This is a genomic window from Marinomonas foliarum (assembly GCF_003337275.1).
Classification (GTDB): Bacteria; Pseudomonadota; Gammaproteobacteria; order Pseudomonadales; family Marinomonadaceae; genus Marinomonas; species Marinomonas foliarum.
Genome location: NZ_QPJQ01000023.1, coordinates 41,971 through 63,748, shown reverse-complemented (window position 1 = coordinate 63,748; position 21,778 = coordinate 41,971). Strand labels below are relative to the sequence as shown.

The 21,778-nt window shown below is 45.0% G+C and carries 19 protein-coding genes; 14 read left to right on the top strand and 5 right to left on the bottom strand.

Annotated features, from left to right (window positions below):
- The first annotated feature begins 15 nt into the window (after window positions 1-15).
- Window positions 16-234: a TIGR02450 family Trp-rich protein gene (locus tag DFP77_RS12430; protein ID WP_181858551.1), complete on the top strand. Its 219-nt coding sequence runs from the start codon at window positions 16-18 to the stop codon at window positions 232-234.
- 23 nt (window positions 235-257) lie between these two features.
- Here DFP77_RS12430 and DFP77_RS12425 read toward each other — a convergent pair whose 3' ends face one another.
- Window positions 258-497, bottom strand: a complete 240-nt coding sequence (locus DFP77_RS12425; protein ID WP_110577012.1) for an accessory factor UbiK family protein — start codon at window positions 495-497, stop codon at window positions 258-260.
- 523 nt (window positions 498-1,020) lie between these two features.
- Between DFP77_RS12425 and glnK the strand changes: the two genes are divergently transcribed.
- The 4 genes from glnK to radA all read left to right on the top strand — a co-directional run bounded on the left by glnK (window position 1,021) and on the right by radA (window position 5,843).
- Window positions 1,021-1,359, top strand: a complete 339-nt coding sequence (gene glnK, locus DFP77_RS12415; protein ID WP_110576897.1) for a P-II family nitrogen regulator — start codon at window positions 1,021-1,023, stop codon at window positions 1,357-1,359.
- Between the two features lie 39 nt (window positions 1,360-1,398).
- Window positions 1,399-2,664: an ammonium transporter AmtB gene (locus DFP77_RS12410; RefSeq protein WP_114412602.1), complete on the top strand. Its 1,266-nt coding sequence runs from the start codon at window positions 1,399-1,401 to the stop codon at window positions 2,662-2,664.
- A 178-nt stretch (window positions 2,665-2,842) separates the two neighbouring features.
- The gene (locus DFP77_RS12405; protein ID WP_114412601.1) at window positions 2,843-4,375 is read left to right on the top strand and encodes a carbon-nitrogen hydrolase family protein; all 1,533 of its coding nucleotides are present in this window, start codon (window positions 2,843-2,845) and stop codon (window positions 4,373-4,375) included.
- Window positions 4,376-4,454: 79 nt separating this feature from the next.
- Window positions 4,455-5,843: a DNA repair protein RadA gene (gene radA, locus DFP77_RS12400; protein ID WP_114412600.1), complete on the top strand. Its 1,389-nt coding sequence runs from the start codon at window positions 4,455-4,457 to the stop codon at window positions 5,841-5,843.
- A gap of 27 nt (window positions 5,844-5,870) precedes the next feature.
- On the opposite strand, the gene DFP77_RS12395 is transcribed toward radA, so the two are convergent.
- Both DFP77_RS12395 and DFP77_RS12390 read right to left on the bottom strand, forming a co-directional pair.
- The gene (locus tag DFP77_RS12395; RefSeq protein ID WP_114412599.1) at window positions 5,871-6,155 is read right to left on the bottom strand and encodes a DUF1289 domain-containing protein; all 285 of its coding nucleotides are present in this window, start codon (window positions 6,153-6,155) and stop codon (window positions 5,871-5,873) included.
- A gap of 34 nt (window positions 6,156-6,189) precedes the next feature.
- Window positions 6,190-6,693, bottom strand: coding sequence for a COG3904 family protein (locus DFP77_RS12390; RefSeq protein WP_258861158.1), 504 nt, complete (start codon window positions 6,691-6,693; stop codon window positions 6,190-6,192).
- A gap of 243 nt (window positions 6,694-6,936) precedes the next feature.
- Between DFP77_RS12390 and DFP77_RS12385 the strand changes: the two genes are divergently transcribed.
- Window positions 6,937-8,001, top strand: coding sequence for a GGDEF domain-containing protein (locus DFP77_RS12385; RefSeq protein WP_114412597.1), 1,065 nt, complete (start codon window positions 6,937-6,939; stop codon window positions 7,999-8,001).
- 73 nt (window positions 8,002-8,074) lie between these two features.
- Here DFP77_RS12385 and DFP77_RS12380 read toward each other — a convergent pair whose 3' ends face one another.
- Window positions 8,075-9,565, bottom strand: a complete 1,491-nt coding sequence (locus tag DFP77_RS12380; protein WP_114412596.1) for a CoA-acylating methylmalonate-semialdehyde dehydrogenase — start codon at window positions 9,563-9,565, stop codon at window positions 8,075-8,077.
- 162 nt (window positions 9,566-9,727) lie between these two features.
- Here DFP77_RS12380 and DFP77_RS12375 point away from each other — a divergent pair, with 162 nt between their 5' ends.
- The 4 genes from DFP77_RS12375 to DFP77_RS12360 all read left to right on the top strand — a co-directional run bounded on the left by DFP77_RS12375 (window position 9,728) and on the right by DFP77_RS12360 (window position 16,051).
- Window positions 9,728-10,636, top strand: coding sequence for a LysR family transcriptional regulator (locus tag DFP77_RS12375; RefSeq protein ID WP_114412595.1), 909 nt, complete (start codon window positions 9,728-9,730; stop codon window positions 10,634-10,636).
- Window positions 10,637-10,771: 135 nt separating this feature from the next.
- Window positions 10,772-11,884, top strand: a complete 1,113-nt coding sequence (locus tag DFP77_RS12370; RefSeq protein ID WP_114412594.1) for an efflux RND transporter periplasmic adaptor subunit — start codon at window positions 10,772-10,774, stop codon at window positions 11,882-11,884.
- Window positions 11,884-14,973: an efflux RND transporter permease subunit gene (locus DFP77_RS12365; RefSeq protein WP_114412593.1), complete on the top strand. Its 3,090-nt coding sequence runs from the start codon at window positions 11,884-11,886 to the stop codon at window positions 14,971-14,973. Before DFP77_RS12370 ends, DFP77_RS12365 begins: the two co-directional genes overlap by 1 nt.
- Window positions 14,974-15,070: 97 nt before the next feature.
- A complete protein-coding gene (locus tag DFP77_RS12360) occupies window positions 15,071-16,051 on the top strand; it encodes a LysR family transcriptional regulator (protein ID WP_114412592.1) in 981 nt (326 codons plus the stop codon).
- Between the two features lie 45 nt (window positions 16,052-16,096).
- Here the strand turns inward: DFP77_RS12360 and DFP77_RS12355 are convergent, their stop codons facing one another.
- Window positions 16,097-16,318 carry a DUF1653 domain-containing protein gene (locus tag DFP77_RS12355; RefSeq protein ID WP_114412591.1) on the bottom strand — a complete coding sequence of 74 codons (222 nt, stop codon included), beginning with the start codon at window positions 16,316-16,318 and terminating at the stop codon, window positions 16,097-16,099.
- Between the two features lie 157 nt (window positions 16,319-16,475).
- Between DFP77_RS12355 and DFP77_RS12350 the strand changes: the two genes are divergently transcribed.
- The 4 genes from DFP77_RS12350 to astB are packed head-to-tail and all read left to right on the top strand — an operon-like array spanning window position 16,476 to window position 21,468.
- A complete protein-coding gene (locus DFP77_RS12350; RefSeq protein WP_114412590.1) occupies window positions 16,476-17,489 on the top strand; it encodes an arginine N-succinyltransferase in 1,014 nt (337 codons plus the stop codon).
- 25 nt (window positions 17,490-17,514) lie between these two features.
- Window positions 17,515-18,567, top strand: coding sequence for an arginine N-succinyltransferase (gene astA, locus DFP77_RS12345; RefSeq protein ID WP_114412589.1), 1,053 nt, complete (start codon window positions 17,515-17,517; stop codon window positions 18,565-18,567).
- 26 nt (window positions 18,568-18,593) lie between these two features.
- Window positions 18,594-20,066: a succinylglutamate-semialdehyde dehydrogenase gene (astD, locus tag DFP77_RS12340; RefSeq protein WP_114412588.1), complete on the top strand. Its 1,473-nt coding sequence runs from the start codon at window positions 18,594-18,596 to the stop codon at window positions 20,064-20,066.
- Window positions 20,067-20,121: 55 nt separating this feature from the next.
- Window positions 20,122-21,468, top strand: coding sequence for an N-succinylarginine dihydrolase (astB, locus tag DFP77_RS12335; protein WP_114412587.1), 1,347 nt, complete (start codon window positions 20,122-20,124; stop codon window positions 21,466-21,468).
- Window positions 21,469-21,778 lie beyond the last annotated feature (310 nt).

Sequence of the window (21,778 nt, the reverse complement as noted above, 5' to 3'; positions counted from 1 at the left end):
TCACAAAGGTGAATAATGGCCAACCAAATAAACCCCAACAAGCTTCTACTGTCGAAATGGACGTCCACTTCTCCACAGCAAAAAGAAAAGCATTTTATTGTTACTAAACTCATTCGAGATGAAGAAAACGTCGTTATCGAATGCGTTCTTGAAGCCGTGATCAGCAAAAACCAATATCAATTGCCTTGGCAATCACTGACATCGTCTGAAGACTGGCTTCAAGGCTGGAAGTAAATCAGGACAAGTTTTACAAAAACTTAGTCGTTCTTTTCTAGTTCATTTAAGCGAGCTTCTAAAACAGCAAGCTTTTCACGGTATTTTGCCAACATCGCGGCTTGCACCTCAAACTCTTCACGCGTAACCAAATCCATTTTGCTTAGCGTATTTCGCGCCACTTCATGTAATTGCGCCTGAATCTCTTCTTTTGGCAGCTTACCCAACGTTTCTGCCGCTTGGCCTAACCCCGTACCAAGTTGCTTTATAAATTGATCTATCATGTCATTCTCATTTTTCATCTTTGCGGTGATTATTTATCGTGACTTTGCCTAATAGTATAGAAGTCGAAGCGGGATACAAACAAGCTCTCAGAGTACATATTACAAAGCACATCTTAATACCGTGCCCATTTATAAGCACAGATAACTTTAAAACCGCTTCTTTTTTGTGCAGAAAATCAACTGACGCAATATTGAAGCCCAAAAACCACTCTAAATAACACATTCACACCAAGATTAACCAAGTGGTTATTTCCTAACCAGAAGCAATAAGATAAAGACCTGTACGGCTTTTCTTTTCTATTTTTAAACGTCACTCGCACCATATTGATGCAGTATATTTATAGAACACACCAATATGCTGCACTATATAACGCCATTCATGACTCTTTTTAATTTCAATAAACCGACAGAATCCTTACAAAGCCTTTGATACATAGGAACTCCCATATATGGCACGCATATTGAATAAAGCTAACTACCTGCGATACGACAATAAAACTGACTTTTAAAGGAGACAGTGGGTATGAAGCTTATTACTGCCATCATCAAGCCATTTAAACTCGATGATGTTCGAGAAGCACTTTCTGAGATCGGTGTACAAGGTATTACCGTTACAGAAGTGAAAGGTTTCGGACGTCAAAAGGGCCACACAGAACTATACCGCGGCGCTGAGTACGTAGTCGATTTTCTACCGAAAGTAAAAATCGAACTTGCCATTGCAGACGACATGACTGACCAAGTAGTGGAAGCCATTACGAGTGCAGCAAACACTGGCAAAATCGGCGACGGTAAGATCTTTATCGTTAACCTTGAACAAGCGGTTCGTATTCGTACCGGCGAGACTGGTGTAGAAGCGGTTTAATTACTGCTCGAATTATCCTAGCCTTTAGGGGGGCGAAACATGCAAGATCAAATTTTTCACTTACAATATGCGATGGACACCTTTTATTTCTTGGTGTGCGGCGCACTGGTTATGTGGATGGCAGCCGGATTTGCCATGTTGGAAGCAGGTCTAGTACGTGCTAAAAACACCACTGAAATTCTTACTAAGAACGTGGCTTTGTTTGCCATTTCTTGTGTCATGTACCTAGTTTGCGGTTACTCCATCATGTACGGTGGCGAGTGGTTCCTTACAGGTATTCAAGACGTAGATGTTGCTTCTACTCTAACTGACTTTGCTGGCCGTGATGGCGGTTTTGAAGGCGGTTCTATTTACTCAGGTGCATCTGACTTCTTCTTCCAAGTTGTATTCGTTGCAACAGCCATGTCTATCGTATCTGGCGCAGTTGCTGAACGTATGAAGCTTTGGGCTTTCCTAGTATTTGCTGTTGTTATGACAGGTTTCATCTACCCAATGGAAGGTAACTGGACTTGGGGCGGCGGCTCTGTATTCGGTATGTTTAGCCTTGGTGACCTTGGTTTCACTGACTTTGCAGGTTCTGGTATCGTTCACATGGCAGGTGCTTCTGCTGCACTAGCAGGTGTATTAGTACTTGGTGCTCGTAAAGGCAAATACGGCCCTAACGGCGAAGTACGTGCCATTCCTGGTGCTAACTTACCTCTTGCTACACTAGGTACTTTCATCCTTTGGTTAGGTTGGTTCGGCTTCAATGGCGGTTCTGTACTTAAACTAGGTGACATCGCAAGTGCTAACTCTGTTGCTATGGTGTTCTTGAACACTAACGCTGCTGCAGCGGGTGGCGCAATTGGTGCGCTTATCCTTGCTCGAATCCTATTCGGTAAAGCCGATCTAACTATGCTTCTAAACGGCGCATTGGCTGGCTTGGTTGCAATCACTGCTGGTCCTGATACGCCATCTGCTCTAGGTGCGACTCTAATCGGTCTAGTTGGTGGTATGATTGTTGTTGTGTCTATCCTGACTCTAGACAAGCTTAAAATTGATGATCCAGTGGGTGCTATCTCTGTTCACGGTGTTGTTGGTCTTTGGGGCTTGCTAGCGGTTCCACTAACGAACGATGGCACAACATTCGGCGGACAAATCGCTGGTGCGCTTACTATCTTCGTTTGGGTATTCTTCTCTAGCTTGGTTGTTTGGTTAATCATCAAAGCAATCATGGGTGTTCGTGTAAGCGAAGAAGAAGAGTACGAAGGTGTTGACCTTTCTGAATGTGGTATGGAAGCATACCCAGAATTCAGCAAGAATTAATCACTCTTTTTAAAACCTAGTTTTTAAAACATCAAAACCCTCGCCTCGGCGGGGGTTTTCTTTTTATATCCCTTATTGAACAACTGCTATCCCCCCTTATGACGCACTGATCTCTTACTTACTTATACAAATACGCGTTATCATGAGGGATACATAAGATCGATTGATAGAGGCCAACATGCAGCACGACGACTTACATTTAACTATTCGTAATCTAACCAACGACGATTATAACGAAATCAAAGTATTGATGGATAAGGTCTATCACGATATTGGTGGCTCATGGCCTGAGCACACTATCCACAAACTCATCAAAGACTTTCCAGAAGGCCAAATCTGTTTAGAAGACCACGGTAAAATTGTCGGTTTGGCCTTATCGGTTCAAGTAAGCTATCAACGCTTTAGTAACCCACATACTTATGACGATCTTATCGATCAAAAAGAGAATGTTCTAAACGATGCTCGTGGTGATGCTATGTATGGTTTGGATGCGTTAATTGCACCTGAATATCGAGGCTATCGTCTTGGTCGCCGACTATACGAAGCCAGAAAAGACCTTTGTCGCCAACATAATTTACGCGCTATTTTAGCTGGCGGTCGTATTCCAAGTTATCATGAGCACGCCCATGAAATGAGTGCTGCGGAATATTTAGAAGCAGTGCGCGAACGTAAAATTTACGACCCGATTCTAACCTTCCAACTATCAAACGATTTCCAAGTCACTCGTTTGTTAAAGCGCTATATGCCAGAAGACGAAAAATCCCAAGGCTATGCGACTCTATTAGAATGGAAAAACATCTTCTTTGAGCCAGACACCAACGTGATTCGTTCGCGAAAAACCCAAGTTCGTATCGGAGCCATTCAATGGCAAATGCGCGAAGTTGAAAGCGTTGACGAATTGTTAAAGCAAGTTGAATACTTCATCGATGCCGTATCCGACTACAAGAGTGACTTTGTTCTCTTTCCGGAATTTTTTAACGCGCCACTAATTGGGCTTAGCCCAGACCAAAGCAACCAGACCGAAGCCATCCGCTTCTTAGCCAGCTTCACAGAGCGATTTATCAATGAAATGTCGCAGTTTGCGGTCAGTTACAATATCAACGTTATTACAGGCTCCATGCCTGTGATTGAAGACGAAGTAGTTTATAACGTTAGTTATTTATGCCGCCGTGACGGTACCGTAGAAGAACAAAAGAAAATCCACATCACGCCTCATGAGCGTCGAGATTGGGTCATCGAAGGTGGTAACGATCTGCGTGTCTTTAATACCGATGCTGGTCGCGTGGGCATCTTGATTTGTTACGACGTAGAATTCCCAGAACTGGGTCGTCTACTGGCAGAACAAGACATGGATATTTTGTTTGTCCCTTTCTGGACTGATACCAAAAACGGTTACTTGCGTGTACGTCGTTGTGCCCAAGCTCGCGCTATTGAAAACGAATGTTATGTGGTTATTTGCGGTAGCTGTGGCAACCTTCCACAAGTGGAAAACTTAGACATCCAATACGCACAAAGCTCGGTATTTTCGCCTTCAGACTTCTCTTATCCGCACGATGCGGTAATGGCGGAAACCACACCAAACACAGAAATGATCATGTTCTCGGATCTGGATTTAGACAAGCTGAAACTGACTCGCAGCGAAGGCTCAGTGAACAACTTGAAAGACCGTCGCACAGATCTTTATTCAGTCAATTGGAAAAAACAGCACTAATAAAAAATACTATCCAGCGATAACATGGATGTTATCGCAATCCTTTAATTCATCACTATAAAGAACACAAGAGACTATCATGGCCAAAGCAAAAACCGCTTTTGTATGCAATGAATGCGGAGCCGACTACGCAAAATGGCAAGGACAATGCCAAGCCTGCAGCGCGTGGAATTCCCTATCCGAAATTCGCCTTACCTCTGGTAAGACCTCTGCTCGCGTTTCTGCTAGCCAAGATCCACGTTATCAAGGTTACGCTGGTGCCGTGACAGGTATTCAGAATTTATCTGACGTTGATTTAGGAGATGTACCTCGCTTTAGCTCCGGAGCAAATGAATTCGACCGAGTATTAGGCGGCGGGTTAGTCCCCGGGGGTGTCGTACTGATTGGCGGACATCCAGGTGCAGGTAAAAGTACTTTACTACTGCAAACCATGTGTTGGCTGGCTCAGCAACAAAGCGCTTTGTACGTGACAGGGGAGGAATCCCTTCAGCAAGTCGCTATGCGAGCACAACGCCTTGGTTTACCGACACAAAACCTAAAGATGCTGTCTGAAACCAATGTGGAAGCGATTTTAACCATCGCTCAGCAAGTCAAACCCAAAGTCATGGTTATCGATTCGATCCAAGTCATGCATTTGGATGGCGTAGAATCCGCTCCCGGCAGTGTGTCACAAGTTCGAGAAAGCGCTGCGGTTTTAACGCGCTTCGCCAAACAAACCCAAACAGCGGTTTTATTGGTCGGTCACGTCACCAAAGACGGCTCTTTGGCAGGTCCTAAAGTACTTGAACACATGGTGGATTGCTCTGTTCTGTTGGAAGGCTCAGAAGACTCGCGCTTTCGTACTCTTCGTGGCATGAAAAACCGCTTTGGTGCCATCAATGAGCTAGGCGTTTTTGCCATGCTAGAAAATGGTTTAAAAGAAGTAAAAAACCCTAGTTCTATATTCTTGAACCGCAGCAATCATCCAGCGGCAGGCAGTCTTGTCATGGTGGTGTGGGAAGGCACACGCCCCTTGCTGGTCGAACTTCAAGCCTTGGTCGATGATTCCGCCCTAGGCAACCCAAGACGCGTTACCGTCGGCTTTGATCATAATCGCCTAGCCATGTTATTAGCGGTACTCCACAAACACGGTGGCTTGCTTACATCCGACCAAGACGTCTACTTAAACGTAGTAGGCGGTGTCAAAGTATTGGAAACCAGTGCCGATCTGGCGGCTATCGCAGCAGTTGTCTCCAGCTTCCGCGATAAAATCTTGCCCCATGATTTGGTCGTACTGGGTGAAGTGGGTTTGTCAGGAGAAATTCGACCTGTGCCATCTGGCCAAGAACGCATTAGTGAAGCCGCCAAACATGGTTTTACTAGAGCTGTGGTACCAAAAGCTAATTGCCCGAAAAAACCGATTGAGGGCATGAAAGTGATTGGCGTAGATCGTTTATCGGAAGCGCTAGACGCGATATTTGAAAACTAGCTTACACTTGCTGTAAGACGTTACGAGTTAGTCATTCGTTAATTCGAACAGATCTGCTATGGGCTCGTCTTCCATACCGTATGGAAGCGCCTTAGCAGAATCGGCCTCTAAGCGCTCTTGGCGAGCTTTTAATAAACGCGCTCGGCGCTGTTTGCACAAATCCAGTACTTGGTGACGATCTTCATTAGACAGAGAAAACCAATGGAAGCGCTCTTCTCGACTGCGTAAGCAACCTTTGCAAAAGCCTTTTTTGCTGTTTTCACAAACGCCTCGACAAGGGCTTTCTATGACGAACAGTTCTATTTGCTCCATAATGCCCTCCCTAAGACGTTAATATGAGACGACGCTATTCTGTCGCCAACTCAAAATCGTACACTTCTTCAGGTGATAAAAAATACACCCTGTCTGCAGGGGCAGCATCCAATGAAAACCAATAAAAGCGCTCTGGCACACCCATCTCTAGATAAAAGTTCACATAGGTCGCATGAATCGGATCCGCTTCATTCAAGTTAACCGCTTTTACTCTTGTACCATCTGACCAAGCATGGACGCCAACTCCAGCACCTGCTCCAATGCTACGTTTCACGCCACCTAGAAACAGATCAACACCGCCGGAAAGCACATAACCTGTAGAAGCAATATGCGTATTCAAACCAAGCCGACGAATAAGTCGTGCGCCTTCCATGGTAGCTTGTTGATCAACCGAACCTGGAACGTCCACCAGCACTATATCGGTGATATTCGGTTTTTTACGCACCATATCACTCAATTGCTCTACAAGATCACTACCTAAGATACCCGATATATACGCCGTATTTTCTTTTACATCCATGACCAAATCATCTGTCATGCTTACAGCTGCTTGTTTATTTATCGCCATTTCTGAACAAGCGGTTAAAAATAAAGCTATAAATAGACATGAAAATCTTGATAATAACGCAAGATTAAGTTTTTTCTTTTCCATATGCAGTCCAGTAATGTAAAAAGGTTGGTATCACCAATCCAAAGCGCACTTATATTTCTAAAAGCGCCAGAAGACAATATATAAACTCGTTTCAATAGCCAAATAAACAAGTTAAGGATTACAACTCTCGTGGTAACAACTAGTCAATTAAAACACCAGCACCCTTTTACTTCAAACCACGTATCTAACAGTCTGGAGCAAACGACTCAGATTTTGAACATAACGTCGGCAGCGGGTTCTATTGCTCACTTTATTTTCATTTTCTTGTTTATCTACCTCGATCAAACAACACTTGCCTGGCTAAATGTTTTGTCTCTAGGGGCATGGCTGCTAACAGTGCGGCTTAACCGATTAAAGCAACATAATATTTCTATTTTGATCATGAGCGCTGAAATAACCGTTCATGCTTTTTTCGCCACCAGTATACTCGGCGCAGATGCAGGCTTTCAGTATTATTTATGGCCTATGACACTGCTAATGATGACAACACCTTCTCTAAATATCATCTGGTCTACTGCCATTGCATTGTTCCACATGGCAACCTTTGCACTACTCGTATTACTTTACCCATCTCAGGAAGAAGCTGTCGCTAGCTACTCTTCAACACTCTTTATAATGAATTTGATTTGCGCAAGCATTCCGTTTATTGCGGCAGCAGCTCTCACACGCTTAACTTACATGAGCCAATATGAGTTGATGGTCAAACTCGCTGAAAAAGATGAGCTAACCAAGCTATTTAACCGGCGTTTTGCTCTTGAAGCACTAACCTTTTATATGAAACAACAAAGTAAAAATGGCACACCATTTTGTATCAGCTTAGTAGATGTTGACCACTTTAAGCAGGTCAACGATCAACTAGGTCATAACAAAGGTGATGAAGCTCTTATTAAAATATCAGACTATTTATCTCAATCAATGCGGGCAACAGACATATCAAGCCGTTGGGGGGGGGAAGAGTTTCTTTTCATCTTCCCCAGTGTTGAACTTGCTCAAATTCAGCAACGCATTGAAAATATCTGCCAAGACATGCCCAATAATGTTTCATTGGAGGGTTGGGACAAAGCCATTAGCTGCAGTTTCGGCTTGATTCAAATAGACGCAAATGAAACAGTTGAAGATGCCTTAAAGCGTGTCGATGATTCGCTTTATCAAGCGAAAAAAAATGGCCGCTACCAAGTAGTAAGCGACCATTAAAAAACATTTCTAAAGTACGATAACCATCAGATAGAAATGCCTGGGATTCATTAAAAGCCCTTCTCAGTTCATTCTAAGAAGGAAAGGAAAAGCTCTTGCCCTCACGAACACCTGCCGAAGGCCAGCGTTGTGTGATCGTTTTGCGTTTAGTGTAAAAGCGTACAGCATCTGGACCATAAGCATGTAAATCACCAAACAAAGAACGCTTCCAGCCACCAAAACTATGGTAGGCCACAGGAACTGGCAAAGGCACGTTAATCCCAACCATGCCCACCTCTATATGGTCAGAGAAGTAACGCGCTGCCTCCCCATCACGGGTAAAAATACATGTACCGTTGCCATATTCATGGTCGTTAATCAGCGTCATAGCCTCTTCCATCGTGTCCACGCGAACAACCTGTAAAACCGGCCCGAAGATCTCTTGTTGATAGCTGTCCATGTCTTTGGTCACACCATCGATAAGTGTCGCGCCAACAAAGAAACCATTTTCATAACCAGCGACTTGTGGATGACGGCCATCTACCACAACAGTAGCACCTTGTGATTCTGCACTATCAATAAAGCCGACGACTTTGTCTTTATGCTCCTTAGTAATCACAGGACCAAAATCATTGTTCTTATCAGAACACTCGCCCACTTTTAGTGGCTTCATAGCGTCGGCCATTTTACTTACCAGAGCATCGCCTGCGGCTTTACCAACCGCCACTGCTACGGACAGCGCCATACAACGTTCACCAGAAGAACCAAAGGCTGCACCAAGTAGCTGACTCACCACGTTATCCATGTCGGCATCCGGCATCACAATCGCGTGGTTTTTCGCACCACCTAGAGCCTGGCAACGTTTGCCGTTGGCACTGGCTTTGCTGTAAATGTATTCTGCAATCGGTGTAGAACCCACAAAGCTCACGGCTTTGACTCGCTTATCTTCCAACAAAGTATCCACTGCGACTTTGTCGCCATTCACTACGTTAAATACGCCTGCTGGCAAACCAGCTTCATGAAGCAAGTCGGCAATGAATAACGCCGTACTTGGGTCGCGTTCAGACGGTTTCAAAACAAATGTATTGCCACACACAATCGCCATCGGAAACATCCACAACGGCACCATGGCTGGGAAGTTAAATGGCGTAATACCTGCAACCACGCCTAGCGGCTGAAACTCACTCCAAGAATCGATATTTGGGCCGACGTTTTTACTGTACTCACCTTTTAATAATTCTGGTGCACCACAAGCGTATTCGACGTTCTCAATACCACGCTGTAACTCGCCAGCAGCGTCATGACAAATCTTGCCGTGTTCAGCGCCAATTAATTCGCAAATCTTATCCGCATGCTTTTCCAACAACATTTTGTAATTAAACATAATGCGAGCGCGCTTTAATGGCGGTGTATTTCGCCATTCTGGATAGGCAGCTTGAGCCGCAAAAATAGCTTCCTCAACGGTTTCACGAGACGCTATGGCCACTTTTTTGGCTACAACTCCAGTTGCTGGATTAAACACGTCTTGAGTACGTTCAGCTTGTTGTGAATGTTTACCGTCGATCAAGTGTCCAATGATGTCCATGTAGGCTCCGAAAATTCAAAATGTTGTCTGTTGACACTACTATGCCAAGGGGCATAAATTATAAAAACTCTAATCTATTAACGCTTACTTAAGTTTTTAGTTAACAAAGTCGCTGACTAATTTATGGGCTAAGCTTCATGACTATTATCGGGAGACAAAGGTATGAATAAATTTCAAAGTCAGGTTAGCGATGCCGATCTTCGCATATTACGAATATATCGCACCGTAGTAGAGTGTGGCGGTTTTTCTGCAGCAGAAGTAGAACTAAATATCAGCCGCGCTGCCATCAGCATTGCAATATCAGATTTGGAAACACGCTTGGGATTTCGCCTATGCCAACGTGGCCGGTCTGGCTTTTCCTTAACCAATGAAGGCAGCCAAGTATACGATTACACCTTGCAATTGTTATCCTCTATTGAAGACTTTAGAACTAATATTAATGCGCTTCATCAGCATCTAAAAGGCGAATTGAACATTGGTATTACAGACAATCTAGTCACCCTGCCCCATACACGTATTACACAAACGTTAGCTGGACTAAAGGATAAAGGGCCACAGGTCGCCATTAATATTCGCATGATTCCACCAACGGACGTAGAACGTGGCGTATTAGATGGCCGTTTACATGTAGGTATAGTACCAGATTTAAAAATCCTCAGCGGTTTGGATTATCATCACTTGTACGAAGAAGAATCTAAGCTTTACTGCAGCAATACACACCCTTTGTACACTTTGGACGACAGCTCAATTTCGAAAAACAAATTAAAAGAATTCGATGCAGTCTTACCTGCCTATGCACAAACTCCAGACATCAAAGCCCAACATCAGCCTCTCACAGCCAGCGCGACAGCGACCGACCGTGAAGGTATTGCCTTTCTTATTCTAACTGGGCGTTACATTGGCTTTTTACCTGACCATGTTGCAGATCATTGGATTAGAGACGGTCGAATGCGCGCTATTTTGCCTAATGAGTGTCACTACATAACGCAATTTTCGGCCATAACTCGAAAAGGAGCACGTGCAAACCTAATATTAGAAACTTTTTTAGCCGAACTCGAAAAAACGCAATAAGGCGCACATAGGCGATTACAGCAAGATATTCATTAATAGTAATATCTCTAATATATATTTAAATGTTCATATCCCTACCTGAGAGATATAAAATACATTCATCTAACTATTTCCAATATATTTACGGAGCAATGAATGAATTCCCAAAAACGTTTAAATACGATTATTGGTATGACGCTAGCAGCTTCACTGCTGCTTGTAGGCTGCTCATCCAGCGAAGAGGAAGCTGTCGTAGAAAAAGAAATTGTACGACCTGTCAAACTCATTACCATTGAGCCAACAGATTCCATCAATATTCGTCGCTTCCCCGCTGAATTAAAAGCCAGTGAAGAGGCAGACATCGCCTTTCGTGTTGGTGGACAGTTAATGGAGCTAAACGTTGTTGCAGGACAACGCGTTAAAAAAGGTGAGCTTCTCGCCGTACTTGACCCAACAGATTTCAAGCTAGAAGTCGAACTTGCGCAAGCAAATCAAAGTCTTGCCGAAGCCCAATTCAAACGTATTCAAAATTTATTACGCCAAGGCGCAACCACTCAGTCTCAATTCGATTCGACAAAAGCGACCTTGGATCAAGCAAATAACGCGCTTCAAACAGCAAAAAACAAACTTCAATACACTAAAGTTTACGCTCCGTTTCGTGGTGTTATTGCCTCTGTAGCAACAGAGAACTTCCAGTACATCAGTGCTGCAGCACCCATTATGCATATCCAAAACATTAACGACTTGGACGTTGAGTTTCAGGTTCCAGAAAGCTTAGTAGTTAGCATCAAATCCACGCAATCGGATTACCAACCTAATGTCGTTGTTGATGTGGCTCCAGATGAAAAACTGTCAGGAACCTATAAAGAACACAACACCACACCTGATCAAACAACCATGGCTTATGATGTATCTCTTCGTCTGATCCGTAATGAAGAATCAAAACACACGTTACTACCTGGAATGACAGCGAACGTAGACATTGATTTGAGCCGCCTTTTAGGCGTGACAAGGCATGTTGTTATTCCTGTAGAAGCTGTAATGCGTCATGAAGATACGGATACAGGCAAATCCAACAGTACCGTTTGGGTTTTCAATAAAGACACAGGGAAAGTAAGCGCACGTGTTGTTACGCTAGGCTCATTAAAAGGCAATCAGATTGAAATTACTTCTGGCCTTGAAGCAGGTGATCAAGTGGTTGCCGCAGGAGTAAGCAGTCTAACTGATGCTATGCATGTTCGTCCTTGGACACGTGAGCGAGGCCTATAATGGATATTGCTGCTTATTTCATTCAACGTAAAGTAACAAGCTGGATGGTAACACTGATCTTATTGGTCGGTGGCGCCATTGCGTTTACTAATCTAGGGCAATTAGAAGACCCTGAATTTACTATCAAGGATGCGTTAATCATCACTCAATACCCTGGTGCATCACCAGAACAGGTAGAAGAGGAAGTGACCTATCCGATTGAAACAGAACTACAGAATCTGCCTTATGTTGATAAAATCACATCAACCTCAAAAGCAGGCTACTCCAAAGTTCAGTTAACGATCAAAGACACCTATCGTGCCAAAGAGCTTAAGCAAATTTGGGACGAAGTACGGAAGAAGATCCGTGATATTCAAGGCCAATTTCCAAGCGGCGTAGCAACACCTATGGTGTTAGACGACTTTGGCGATGTGTACGGCGTGATGCTGGCAATTAATGGCGAAGGCTATCCATACAAAGACCTTAAAAATTACGTTGATTACATCAAACGTGAATTAGTATTGGTTGATGGCGTGGCAAAAGTAACCGTTGCAGCTGAGCAAGACGAGCAAGTCACCATTGAGATTTCTCGTTCTAAAATGGCCAATATGGGGATCGCACCAAGTCAATTAGAAAGCCTACTAGCAAATCAAAACAGTGTGTCGAATGCTGGCCGAGTTAAAGTCGGCAGTGAATATATTCGCATTAGCCCAACGGGGGAGTTCAAAGACATATCCGAACTTGAAAACCTTATTGTTGGCACGCCTACCGATGGCAATTTAATTCGTCTACGTGACATCGCCACAGTGAAACGTGAATACGTTGAGCCACAAACTCATATTGTTGATTTTAATGGCGCGAAATCACTGTTGCTTGGTATCTCATTTTCATCAGGTGTCAACGTGGTGAAAATTGGTGAAGTATTAGAAAACCGTATCGAAGAGCTACAGTACCAACAACCTGTTGGTCTAAACATGGAACCTATCTACTTCCAGTCAAAAGAAGTAGAACGTTCCGTATCCAATTTCTTGCTTAACCTTGTTGCTGCTGTTGCTATCGTTATTCTAGTGCTGTTGGTATTCATGGGGATTCGCTCTGGTATTTTGATTGGTATCATCCTACTGCTTACCATTCTTGGTACCTTCATTGTGATGGATTACTTCCATATCAATCTACAGCGGATTTCTCTTGGTGGCTTAATCATCGCCCTCGGGATGCTGGTGGATAACGCCATCGTGGTAACCGAAGGTGTGCTCATCGGTATGCAAAGAGGCATGACCAAAATACAAGCCGCCAGTGCGGTTGTGAAACAAACTAAATGGCCTCTTTTAGGCGCAACCGTTATTGCGGTTACCGCTTTTGCTCCTATTGGTTTATCTCCAGACTCAGTGGGTGAATTCGTTGGATCATTGTTCTATGTATTATTGATATCTCTGCTACTTAGCTGGATCACCGCCATTACCCTAACGCCTTTCTTTTGTGATTTATTCTTTAAAGAAACTATTACAAAAGCCAACAATGAAGATGGCTCTGCAGAAGAGCTAGCCGATCCTTACAAAGGCTTCATCTTTACTGGTTATAAATGGTTGTTAGATAAGGCTATGCATTACCGTTGGGTCACTGTCATTCTTTTGGTAGGAAGCTTATTAACTGCAGGTTGGGCATTCCAATTTGTGAAGCAATCTTTCTTCCCACCTTCCACAACACCAATGTTCTATATGGACATTCAAATGCCGGAAGGAACCCACATAGACAGCACTTACAAAACGGTAAGACAGATTGAGACAGATCTTTTAAAAGATGATCGAATTAACTATGTGACATCGACAACAGGACAAGGCGCGTTGCGCTTCATGCTGACTTACAATGCAGAACAGGCTAACTCTAGTTACGCTCAGTTCATCGTTCGTACTGAGAGCACTGAAGTGATTCCTGGTTTACTCAAAGACTTGTATTACAAAATGCAGGAAGAGTATCCAGAGCTGGAAGTAAAGCTACAACGTCTACAGTTAGGGCCAGCCAGTGGCGCGAAACTTGAAGCACGTGTAAGTGGTCCAGATCCTAAACATTTACGTCAAATAAGCGCGCAAATCCAAGATATTTACCGTGCTGATGGCGGCCTTGAAAACATTAAAGATAACTGGCGTCAGCCTGTTAAGGTACTTCGCCCCATCTTTAATGATGCTCAAGCTCGACGACTTGGTATCAGTAAGAAAGAATTGGACGATGTGTTGTTAACCAACTTCACAGGGTCACAAATTGGCTTGTACCGTGAAGGCACAGATTTACTACCAATCGTAAGAACGGCGCCAGAAAATGAGCGCGTTTCTATCGATCAGATTCGTGATCTGCAAATTTACAGCCCGGCGTCAGGATCTTACGTGACTCTTTCTACATTGGTATCTGGGTTTGAAACCGTGTGGGAAGACCCGATCATTGAACGTCGCGACCGTAAACGTACTATCACCGTGATGGCAGACCCTAAGATTTTGGGTGATGAAACCGCCATGGCGATCTTTGGTCGTACCCGTGGTGCAGTCGAAGCGATTCACTTACCACCAGGTTATGTATTGGATTGGGGTGGCGAATATGAAAGCAGTACCGATGCTCAAGCAAACATATTCAAGGCATTGCCTATGGGCTACCTGTTTATGTTTATCATCACCATACTGCTGTTTAACTCAATTCGTGTACCACTGACCATTTGGTTCTGTGTGCCTCTCGCGTTAATTGGGGTGTCAACAGGGTTACTGGTGATGAACTCGGCATTCAGCTTTATGGCACTGCTTGGCTTCTTGAGCTTGTCCGGTATGACAGTGAAAAACGGTATCGTGTTAGCAGATCAAATAAACTACGAACTAGAACAAGGTACAGAGAAGTATGAAGCTATTTTCAATTCTGCTGTAAGCCGTGTTCGCCCCGTTTGTATGGCGGCAATCACAACCATTCTTGGTATGATACCCTTGCTTTACGATGCTTTCTTTGAAGGCATGGCCGTGGTAATTTCTTTTGGTCTGGGCTTTGCGACCTTGCTAACATTGGTTGCTGTACCTGTCTTTTACGCCATGTTATTCCGCGTCAAATATCGTCATCACGCAGACTTTGAATAATACTACTGGATACTAACGAACCCTTGTATTCATAGAATGGAGCCTTATCAATTTGATAAGGCTCCTGTTTTTAAATCTAAACAATACTGAGAAAACCATGCATCTAGACGACATCTTAAAATTAGACATTAAGCTACTCGTCGCCTTTGTCACCATCATGGAAGAAGGCAGTGTTTCTCGCGCTGCAGAGCGACTCGGCGTGACGCAGCCCGCACTAAGCAAAAGCTTACAGCGTCTTAGAGAGCTATTTAAAGATTCTCTTTTCACTCGCCAAGCTTATGGGTTAAGCCCAACCGCTCGCGCATCAGAACTTCACGATCTAGTACAGCCTATTTTAAGCTCTCTTTCTGAACTAATGAGCCCAAATTCATTGGATTTAAAAAGCTTAGATAGACGTTTCAAGCTACGTGCAGATGAAGGCGATTTAGAAAATTTCATTGAACCTTTGTTGGCTTCTCTACAGCACCAAGCACCAAAGCTCAGGCTTTCAATTACCTCATGGGGCGATTCTCAAATAGACGAGCTTGTGACCGGAAATGTTGACCTTGGCATTATTCGAATTAGCGATACACCTAGCAATATCCGTAGCAAGCTAATTGGCTACATGGAGGCCTGTATCATTTTGAGCGAAGCACACCCACTATTTCATCAAGATGAAGTATCGGTAACAGACTTACTGTCTCATAAGGTTGTAACGCACCATTTACGCAGCAATCGAAATAGTTCTTTTTCGAAAACAGAACAAAAACTCAAACAAAGAGGCCACGTCATCCAGCCAGACTTAGAAACGGACAGTTTGATGGTCGCCATGCAAGCAGTGAAACGCGGTATGGCACTGGTAACCTCGCGCTCCATTGGTGATTTGTTCTTGCATGTAATGTGTGAAAAAGCCCATTTCTATCCAGTCAAACTATTACCAATTCCCAATGAGGTATTAGAACTTGATGAATTTAATGGCCGACACCCTATTCACATTTTCTGGCATGAACGCTTCAACAATGACTTAGCCCACCGCTGGCTAAGGGAACAGATCATCGACTTTATGCGTGAATCACCTTGGATGCACCCGCCCGCTTAATCTCTATTTATTTAACCAGCACACCATTCTATCTCATAGACAGTATTATCCTGCGTCGCGTTCGGCTCTAAGCCAATCAAAGCGCGGGATACTTTCACCGTCAATTTCAACATATTCTTGAAACATACTAAGTGGTCTTGCCCACCAGCCAAATTCACCATATAACGCTTGGTAAATAACTAACTCTTCTTCTGTTTCACTGTGTTTCGCCACTCGCTCAACCCAGTAAAGTGCGCCTTTATAATGTTGATATACACCCTCTTTCATATTAACCCTCTTCATACTTTTTAAAAATCGACCATAAATAGCCAATATCCACAAAAACGTGTCGCCAATAAGAAAGTTCCCATCTTACGCGCCGAACATAACTTGGTGATAATACTTCCCATACTATCGTTTATCACTCATCTTTCAGGAATGCGCTATGTATCTAGTACGCCCAGCAGATTTTGCGGATCTCCCTGCACTGGAACGTCTTGCCCAACAGGCTGGTATAGGTATTACCAATTTCCCTGCCAATAGAGATCGCTTGAACGACAAAATCGCTTCTTCCCGCCGCTCATTACAAACAGATGTGGTACAACCGGGCGATGAATCCTACTTGTTTGTTTTAGTAGATACCAGCAATGATAAAATTGTTGGCTGTTGCGGAATAGACGCTATGGTGGGTGTCGACACGCCATTTTACAGCTATCGAATTGACGAAGTCGTACACGCATCCCCACAGTTACAAATCCACAATCGCATACCCGCTCTCTTTCTCTGCCATGACTACAGCGGCACCAGCCGACTGATTGCATTGGTTGTAGATAAAGCCCATCAAAACAGCCTAGCAATGTCACTGCTATCCAGAGCTCGTCTGCTTTTTATTGCACGTTATCCAGAACGTTTCACCAAGCGCCTATTTGCCGAACTGCGTGGCGAAAGCGACAAACAGGGTTACTCCGCTTTTTGGGATGCTTTAGGAAAACATTTTTTTACCATGGACTTCAAAAAAGCCGACTATCTTTCAGGTGTCAGTAATAAAAATTTCATTGCGGAATTAATGCCACGCTATCCGATTTATGTTCCAACCTTGCCTGAAGCCGCGCAAGAAGCCATTGGTGTTATCCATGAAAACTCAGATCAGAGCGCCGAGGTATTGCTCAATGAAGGGTTCGAATTCCGTGGTTATATCGATATTTTTGATGCTGGCCCAAGCATCGAAGCAAGAACAGAAAGCCTACACACTATTGCACAGCAGAAAATGGACAAAGCACTGAGTTTAACAGATGCCGCCAAAGGCCCTATGCACCTGATTTCTGCCGGACATTTAGAACACTTTAGAGTCACTGCCGCACCAGCGGAACCACAGGTCGCAGGGCTCGCCTTAGAAAAAGCGACACAAGAACGATTGGGTATCTCATCAGGACACCGCATTCAATGGGTCGCACTGTGAATAACTTTAAAAGAGGAAAACCACCATGATGGTCATACGCCCTATTTGTCAGAATGACCTAAAGTCACTTTATCGACTTGCGGAAAAAACCGGAATTGGTTTTACCTCTTTAGTCTCTGACGAAGCCACCTTACAAAGAAAAATCGATGGTGCCGTTCGCTCTTTTAATAAAGAAGACGTGACCGCACCTCATAATGAAGATTACTTAATGGTGCTAGAAGACACCAGCACAGGCGACATCGTCGGTACCTGCGGTATCTTAGCCACTGTGGGGTTAGACGAACCCTTTTACAGCTATCACCTAGGAACCATCACTCATGCGTCCCGTGAGCTGAAAGTACATAATGTCATTCCAACGCTGGTTCTTAATAACGACTTCACCGGTTGCAGCGAGATTTGCACACTATTTTTAGAAGAAGATTACCGCCATTCAAAAAACGGGCAACTGCTTTCTAAAGCACGCTTTATGTTCATGGCACAATTCCCTGAACGCTTTACAGAGAAAGTATTTGCTGAAATGCGCGGTATCAGCAACGAAGATGGCGTTTCACCGCTTTGGGAAAGTCTTGGTCGTCATTTTTTCTCGATTGATTTCAAAGAAGCCGATGAACTGACCGCACAAGGTAATAAACAGTTTATTGCTGAACTGATGCCAAACAACCCAGTGTACGTAAACTTGCTTCCAACTGAAGCCCGTGAGGTTTTGGGGCAAGTCCACAAAAACACCGTACCTGCTCGTCGTCTACTAGAGCAAGAAGGCTTCCGCTATGAAAACTATGTCGACATTTTTGATGGTGGGCCAAGCTTAGAAGCTCGCGTTCAAGACATTCGTGCCGTACGCGAAAGTCGTCTTTGCCTTGCCAACATAGGCCAGCCAAAAGGCACAAAAGAAGGCGTAAACGAAGGTAATTACTACCTAGTATCCAATGCCAAGGTCGCAAACTTCCGCTGCATACTCATCCAGCGCACCATACCACCTGGTAGCGCCATGACCCTAACGCAAGAAGAAGCTGACGCACTTTGCATCATAAATAAAGAACCCGTTCGAATCGTCGAATTATCCCCTTATTCAAGATAAATGCGCACGAATTAACAGGAGTCACCATGAAACAAGCACACTATATCAATGGTCAATGGACAGCAGGCGAAGGCCAACTGCTCCACTCTATCGATCCAGCGGACGCAAGCTTAGTATGGCAAGCCAATACAGCCACATCAGACCAGGTCGACTTAGCCGTCGATGCCGCTCGTGCAGCCTTCCCAATTTGGGCGAACCGCCCTTTAGAAGAACGCCTAAGCGTCATTGAAGCCTTCGCAGCCTTAGTGAAAGAACACAGCGAAGACATAGCGACCGTAATCAGCCGCGAAACAGGCAAACCAATCTGGGAAACCCGTACCGAAGCCGCTGCCATGGTGGGCAAAGTCGCTATTTCACAGCAGGCTTACCATGAAAGAACCGGCGAAAAAACTACGCCTATGCCAGGCGCGACAGCTCGATTACGCCATCGTCCACATGGCGTGGTTGCCGTATTTGGTCCTTATAACTTCCCTGGGCATTTACCTAACGGCCATATTGTTCCTGCGTTGATAGCCGGCAATACCGTGGTTTTCAAACCAAGCGAACAAGCACCAGCGACGTCTGACCTAATCGTTCAATTATGGGAAAAAGCCGGCTTACCTGCTGGTGTGCTTAACTTAATTCAAGGCGAACGTGAAACAGGCATTGCCCTAGCAAATCACCAAGGCATCGACGGATTATTCTTCACCGGTAGCCCACAAGTCGGCCATATTTTGCATAACGACTTTGCGGGGCATCCAGGTAAAATATTGGCGTTAGAAATGGGTGGCAACAACCCATTGCTGGTCTCTGAAAAAGTCGCAGACCAACGCGCGGCAGTACATGAAATCATCCAATCGGCATTTATTTCAGCAGGACAGCGCTGCACTTGCGCCCGTCGTTTATTATTACCAACGGGCGAGATTGGCGATGCCATTTTGCAATCCCTAGTAACGGCCACCAAAGCGTTAAAAATCGACCGTTTTGATGCGGTCGATCAGCCATTTATGGGGCCAGTGGTGTCTGCACAAGCCGCTGACGGATTACTACAAGCCTATCAAAAACTGATTAAGCTAGGGGCTGCTCCTATCTTAGAAATGACCCGCGGCGGCGACACAACAGGCTTTGTGACCCCGGGCATTATCGATGCCACCGACATGCTAGACGAATTGCCTGACCAAGAATACTTCGGCCCATTGCTGACCGTGATTCGCTATGACTCGCTAGATCAAGCTATGAGCATCGCCAACAACACTAAATTTGGCTTATCGGCGGGCATTTTGTCTGACGATGCCGCCGAATATGAATGGTTCCTACAACACAGCCGTGCCGGCATTATCAACTGGAACCGCCAAACCACTGGCGCCTCCAGCAACGCACCATTCGGTGGAACGGGCGCTAGCGGCAATCACAGAGCCAGTGCTTACTACGCTGCTGACTATTGTGCTTACCCAGTTGCTAGTATTGAAGCTGACAGCTTAACCATGCCCGAAAAACTCGGCCATGGCATAACGCTTTAGTGCGTCATAGAGAACGACAAAGAAAACTTAGATTCAGATACAACAAGAGGCAATTATGAACACAGCGACAGAAGCCAATTTTGACGGCTTAGTGGGCCCAACCCACAACTACAGCGGCCTATCTTTTGGTAACGTCGCTTCATTGAATAACTCGGCACGCCCGTCCAACCCGAAAGCGGCAGCAAAGCAAGGCTTAGTGAAAATGAAAGCCTTAGCGGATCTAGGGTTCGTACAAGGCGTATTCGCACCACACGAACGCCCACATATCCCAACACTGCGCCGTTTGGGCTTTTCGGGGACCGATGCCGACATATTAGAACAAGCCGCCAAACAAGCCCCTAAACTGCTCGCGGCGGTCAGCTCCGCGTCTTGCATGTGGACAGCCAACGCCGCGACAGTATCACCAAGTGGCGACACCAGCGACAATCGTGTGCACTTCACGCCAGCCAACTTGGTAAACAAATTCCATCGCTCCATCGAACACGAAACCACAGGCGCGATTTTACAAGCGACCTTCAAAGACAATAAGCACTTCGCTCATCACCCCGCTTTGCCAAGTGTCGATCACTTCGGTGACGAAGGCGCAGCCAACCACACACGCTTTTGTCATGGTTATAGCGAACAAGGCATCGAATTCTTTGTCTACGGCATGGAAGCCTTCAACAACAGTGCGCCTAAACCTGCTAAATTTCCGGCTCGCCATACCTTAGAAGCCTCCCAAGCCGTGGCACGTCGTCATGGATTATCCGCAGACCAAGTGGTTTACGCACAACAAAACCCAGACGTCATCGACGCAGGCGTCTTCCATAATGACGTAATTGCCGTAGGTAATCGCAACGCGCACTTTTATCACCAAGAAGCCTTCTTAGATACTGCCAAAATGAAGCAAGATTTGCTTACCGCTTGGGGAGACAGAGCGTCGAAATTTCACCTCATTGAAGTGCCAAGCGATGCGGTGTCAGTACAAGACTGCATCCAGTCCTACCTGTTTAACAGCCAGCTACTAAGCCGTGGCGACGATGACATGGTGTTGGTAGTACCAGGCGAGTGTGAAAGTAACCCAGCCGTTTGGGCGTATTTAAACAGCCTAGTTGCTGGTCAATCACCAATCAATGAGATCAAAGTCTTCGACCTCAAGCAAAGCATGAGCAACGGCGGCGGCCCAGCTTGCCTTCGACTTCGCATCGCCCTAACCCAAGCCGAACAACAAGCCATCAACCCATCAACGCTAATGAACAATGCCTTGTTTGAACGCTTAAATAACTGGGTCGACAAACACTACCGCGACCAACTGCATGAAAAAGACCTTGCTGATCCGCAGCTATTAATAGAAAGCCGCAACGCATTAGATGAATTAACTCAGATAATGAACTTAGGAAGCGTCTACGAATTTCAGCGGTAGTCTTGAATAACCCCACCCTAACCCTCCCCTTGAAGATAAGGGGAAGGAACAAAAAATGCTTCGCTCCTCCCCCTGCTAAGGGGGAGGCTGGGAGGGGGTCAAAAGACCTTATCAACCCCATCCTAACCTTCCCCTTGAAGATAAGGGGAAGGAACAAAAATGCTTCGCTCCTCCCCCTGCTAAGGGGGAGGCTGGGAGCGGGTCAAAAGACCTTACCAACCCCATCCTAACCTTCCCCTTGAAGATAAGGGGAAGGAACAAAAATGTCTTAGCTCCTCCCCCTGCTAAGGGGTAGGCTGGGAGGGGGTCA

Coding starts and splice junctions, on each gene's coding strand:
- DFP77_RS12430 (WP_181858551.1), top strand. CDS start 16: ATGGCCAACCAAATAAACCCCAACAAGCTTCTACTGTCGAAATGGACG.
- DFP77_RS12425 (WP_110577012.1), bottom strand. CDS start 497: ATGATAGATCAATTTATAAAGCAACTTGGTACGGGGTTAGGCCAAGCG.
- glnK (WP_110576897.1), top strand. CDS start 1,021: ATGAAGCTTATTACTGCCATCATCAAGCCATTTAAACTCGATGATGTT.
- DFP77_RS12410 (WP_114412602.1), top strand. CDS start 1,399: ATGCAAGATCAAATTTTTCACTTACAATATGCGATGGACACCTTTTAT.
- DFP77_RS12405 (WP_114412601.1), top strand. CDS start 2,843: ATGCAGCACGACGACTTACATTTAACTATTCGTAATCTAACCAACGAC.
- radA (WP_114412600.1), top strand. CDS start 4,455: ATGGCCAAAGCAAAAACCGCTTTTGTATGCAATGAATGCGGAGCCGAC.
- DFP77_RS12395 (WP_114412599.1), bottom strand. CDS start 6,155: ATGGAGCAAATAGAACTGTTCGTCATAGAAAGCCCTTGTCGAGGCGTT.
- DFP77_RS12390 (WP_258861158.1), bottom strand. CDS start 6,693: ATGACAGATGATTTGGTCATGGATGTAAAAGAAAATACGGCGTATATA.
- DFP77_RS12380 (WP_114412596.1), bottom strand. CDS start 9,565: ATGGACATCATTGGACACTTGATCGACGGTAAACATTCACAACAAGCT.
- DFP77_RS12375 (WP_114412595.1), top strand. CDS start 9,728: ATGAATAAATTTCAAAGTCAGGTTAGCGATGCCGATCTTCGCATATTA.
- DFP77_RS12370 (WP_114412594.1), top strand. CDS start 10,772: ATGAATTCCCAAAAACGTTTAAATACGATTATTGGTATGACGCTAGCA.
- DFP77_RS12365 (WP_114412593.1), top strand. CDS start 11,884: ATGGATATTGCTGCTTATTTCATTCAACGTAAAGTAACAAGCTGGATG.
- DFP77_RS12360 (WP_114412592.1), top strand. CDS start 15,071: ATGCATCTAGACGACATCTTAAAATTAGACATTAAGCTACTCGTCGCC.
- DFP77_RS12355 (WP_114412591.1), bottom strand. CDS start 16,318: ATGAAAGAGGGTGTATATCAACATTATAAAGGCGCACTTTACTGGGTT.
- DFP77_RS12350 (WP_114412590.1), top strand. CDS start 16,476: ATGTATCTAGTACGCCCAGCAGATTTTGCGGATCTCCCTGCACTGGAA.
- astA (WP_114412589.1), top strand. CDS start 17,515: ATGATGGTCATACGCCCTATTTGTCAGAATGACCTAAAGTCACTTTAT.
- astD (WP_114412588.1), top strand. CDS start 18,594: ATGAAACAAGCACACTATATCAATGGTCAATGGACAGCAGGCGAAGGC.
- astB (WP_114412587.1), top strand. CDS start 20,122: ATGAACACAGCGACAGAAGCCAATTTTGACGGCTTAGTGGGCCCAACC.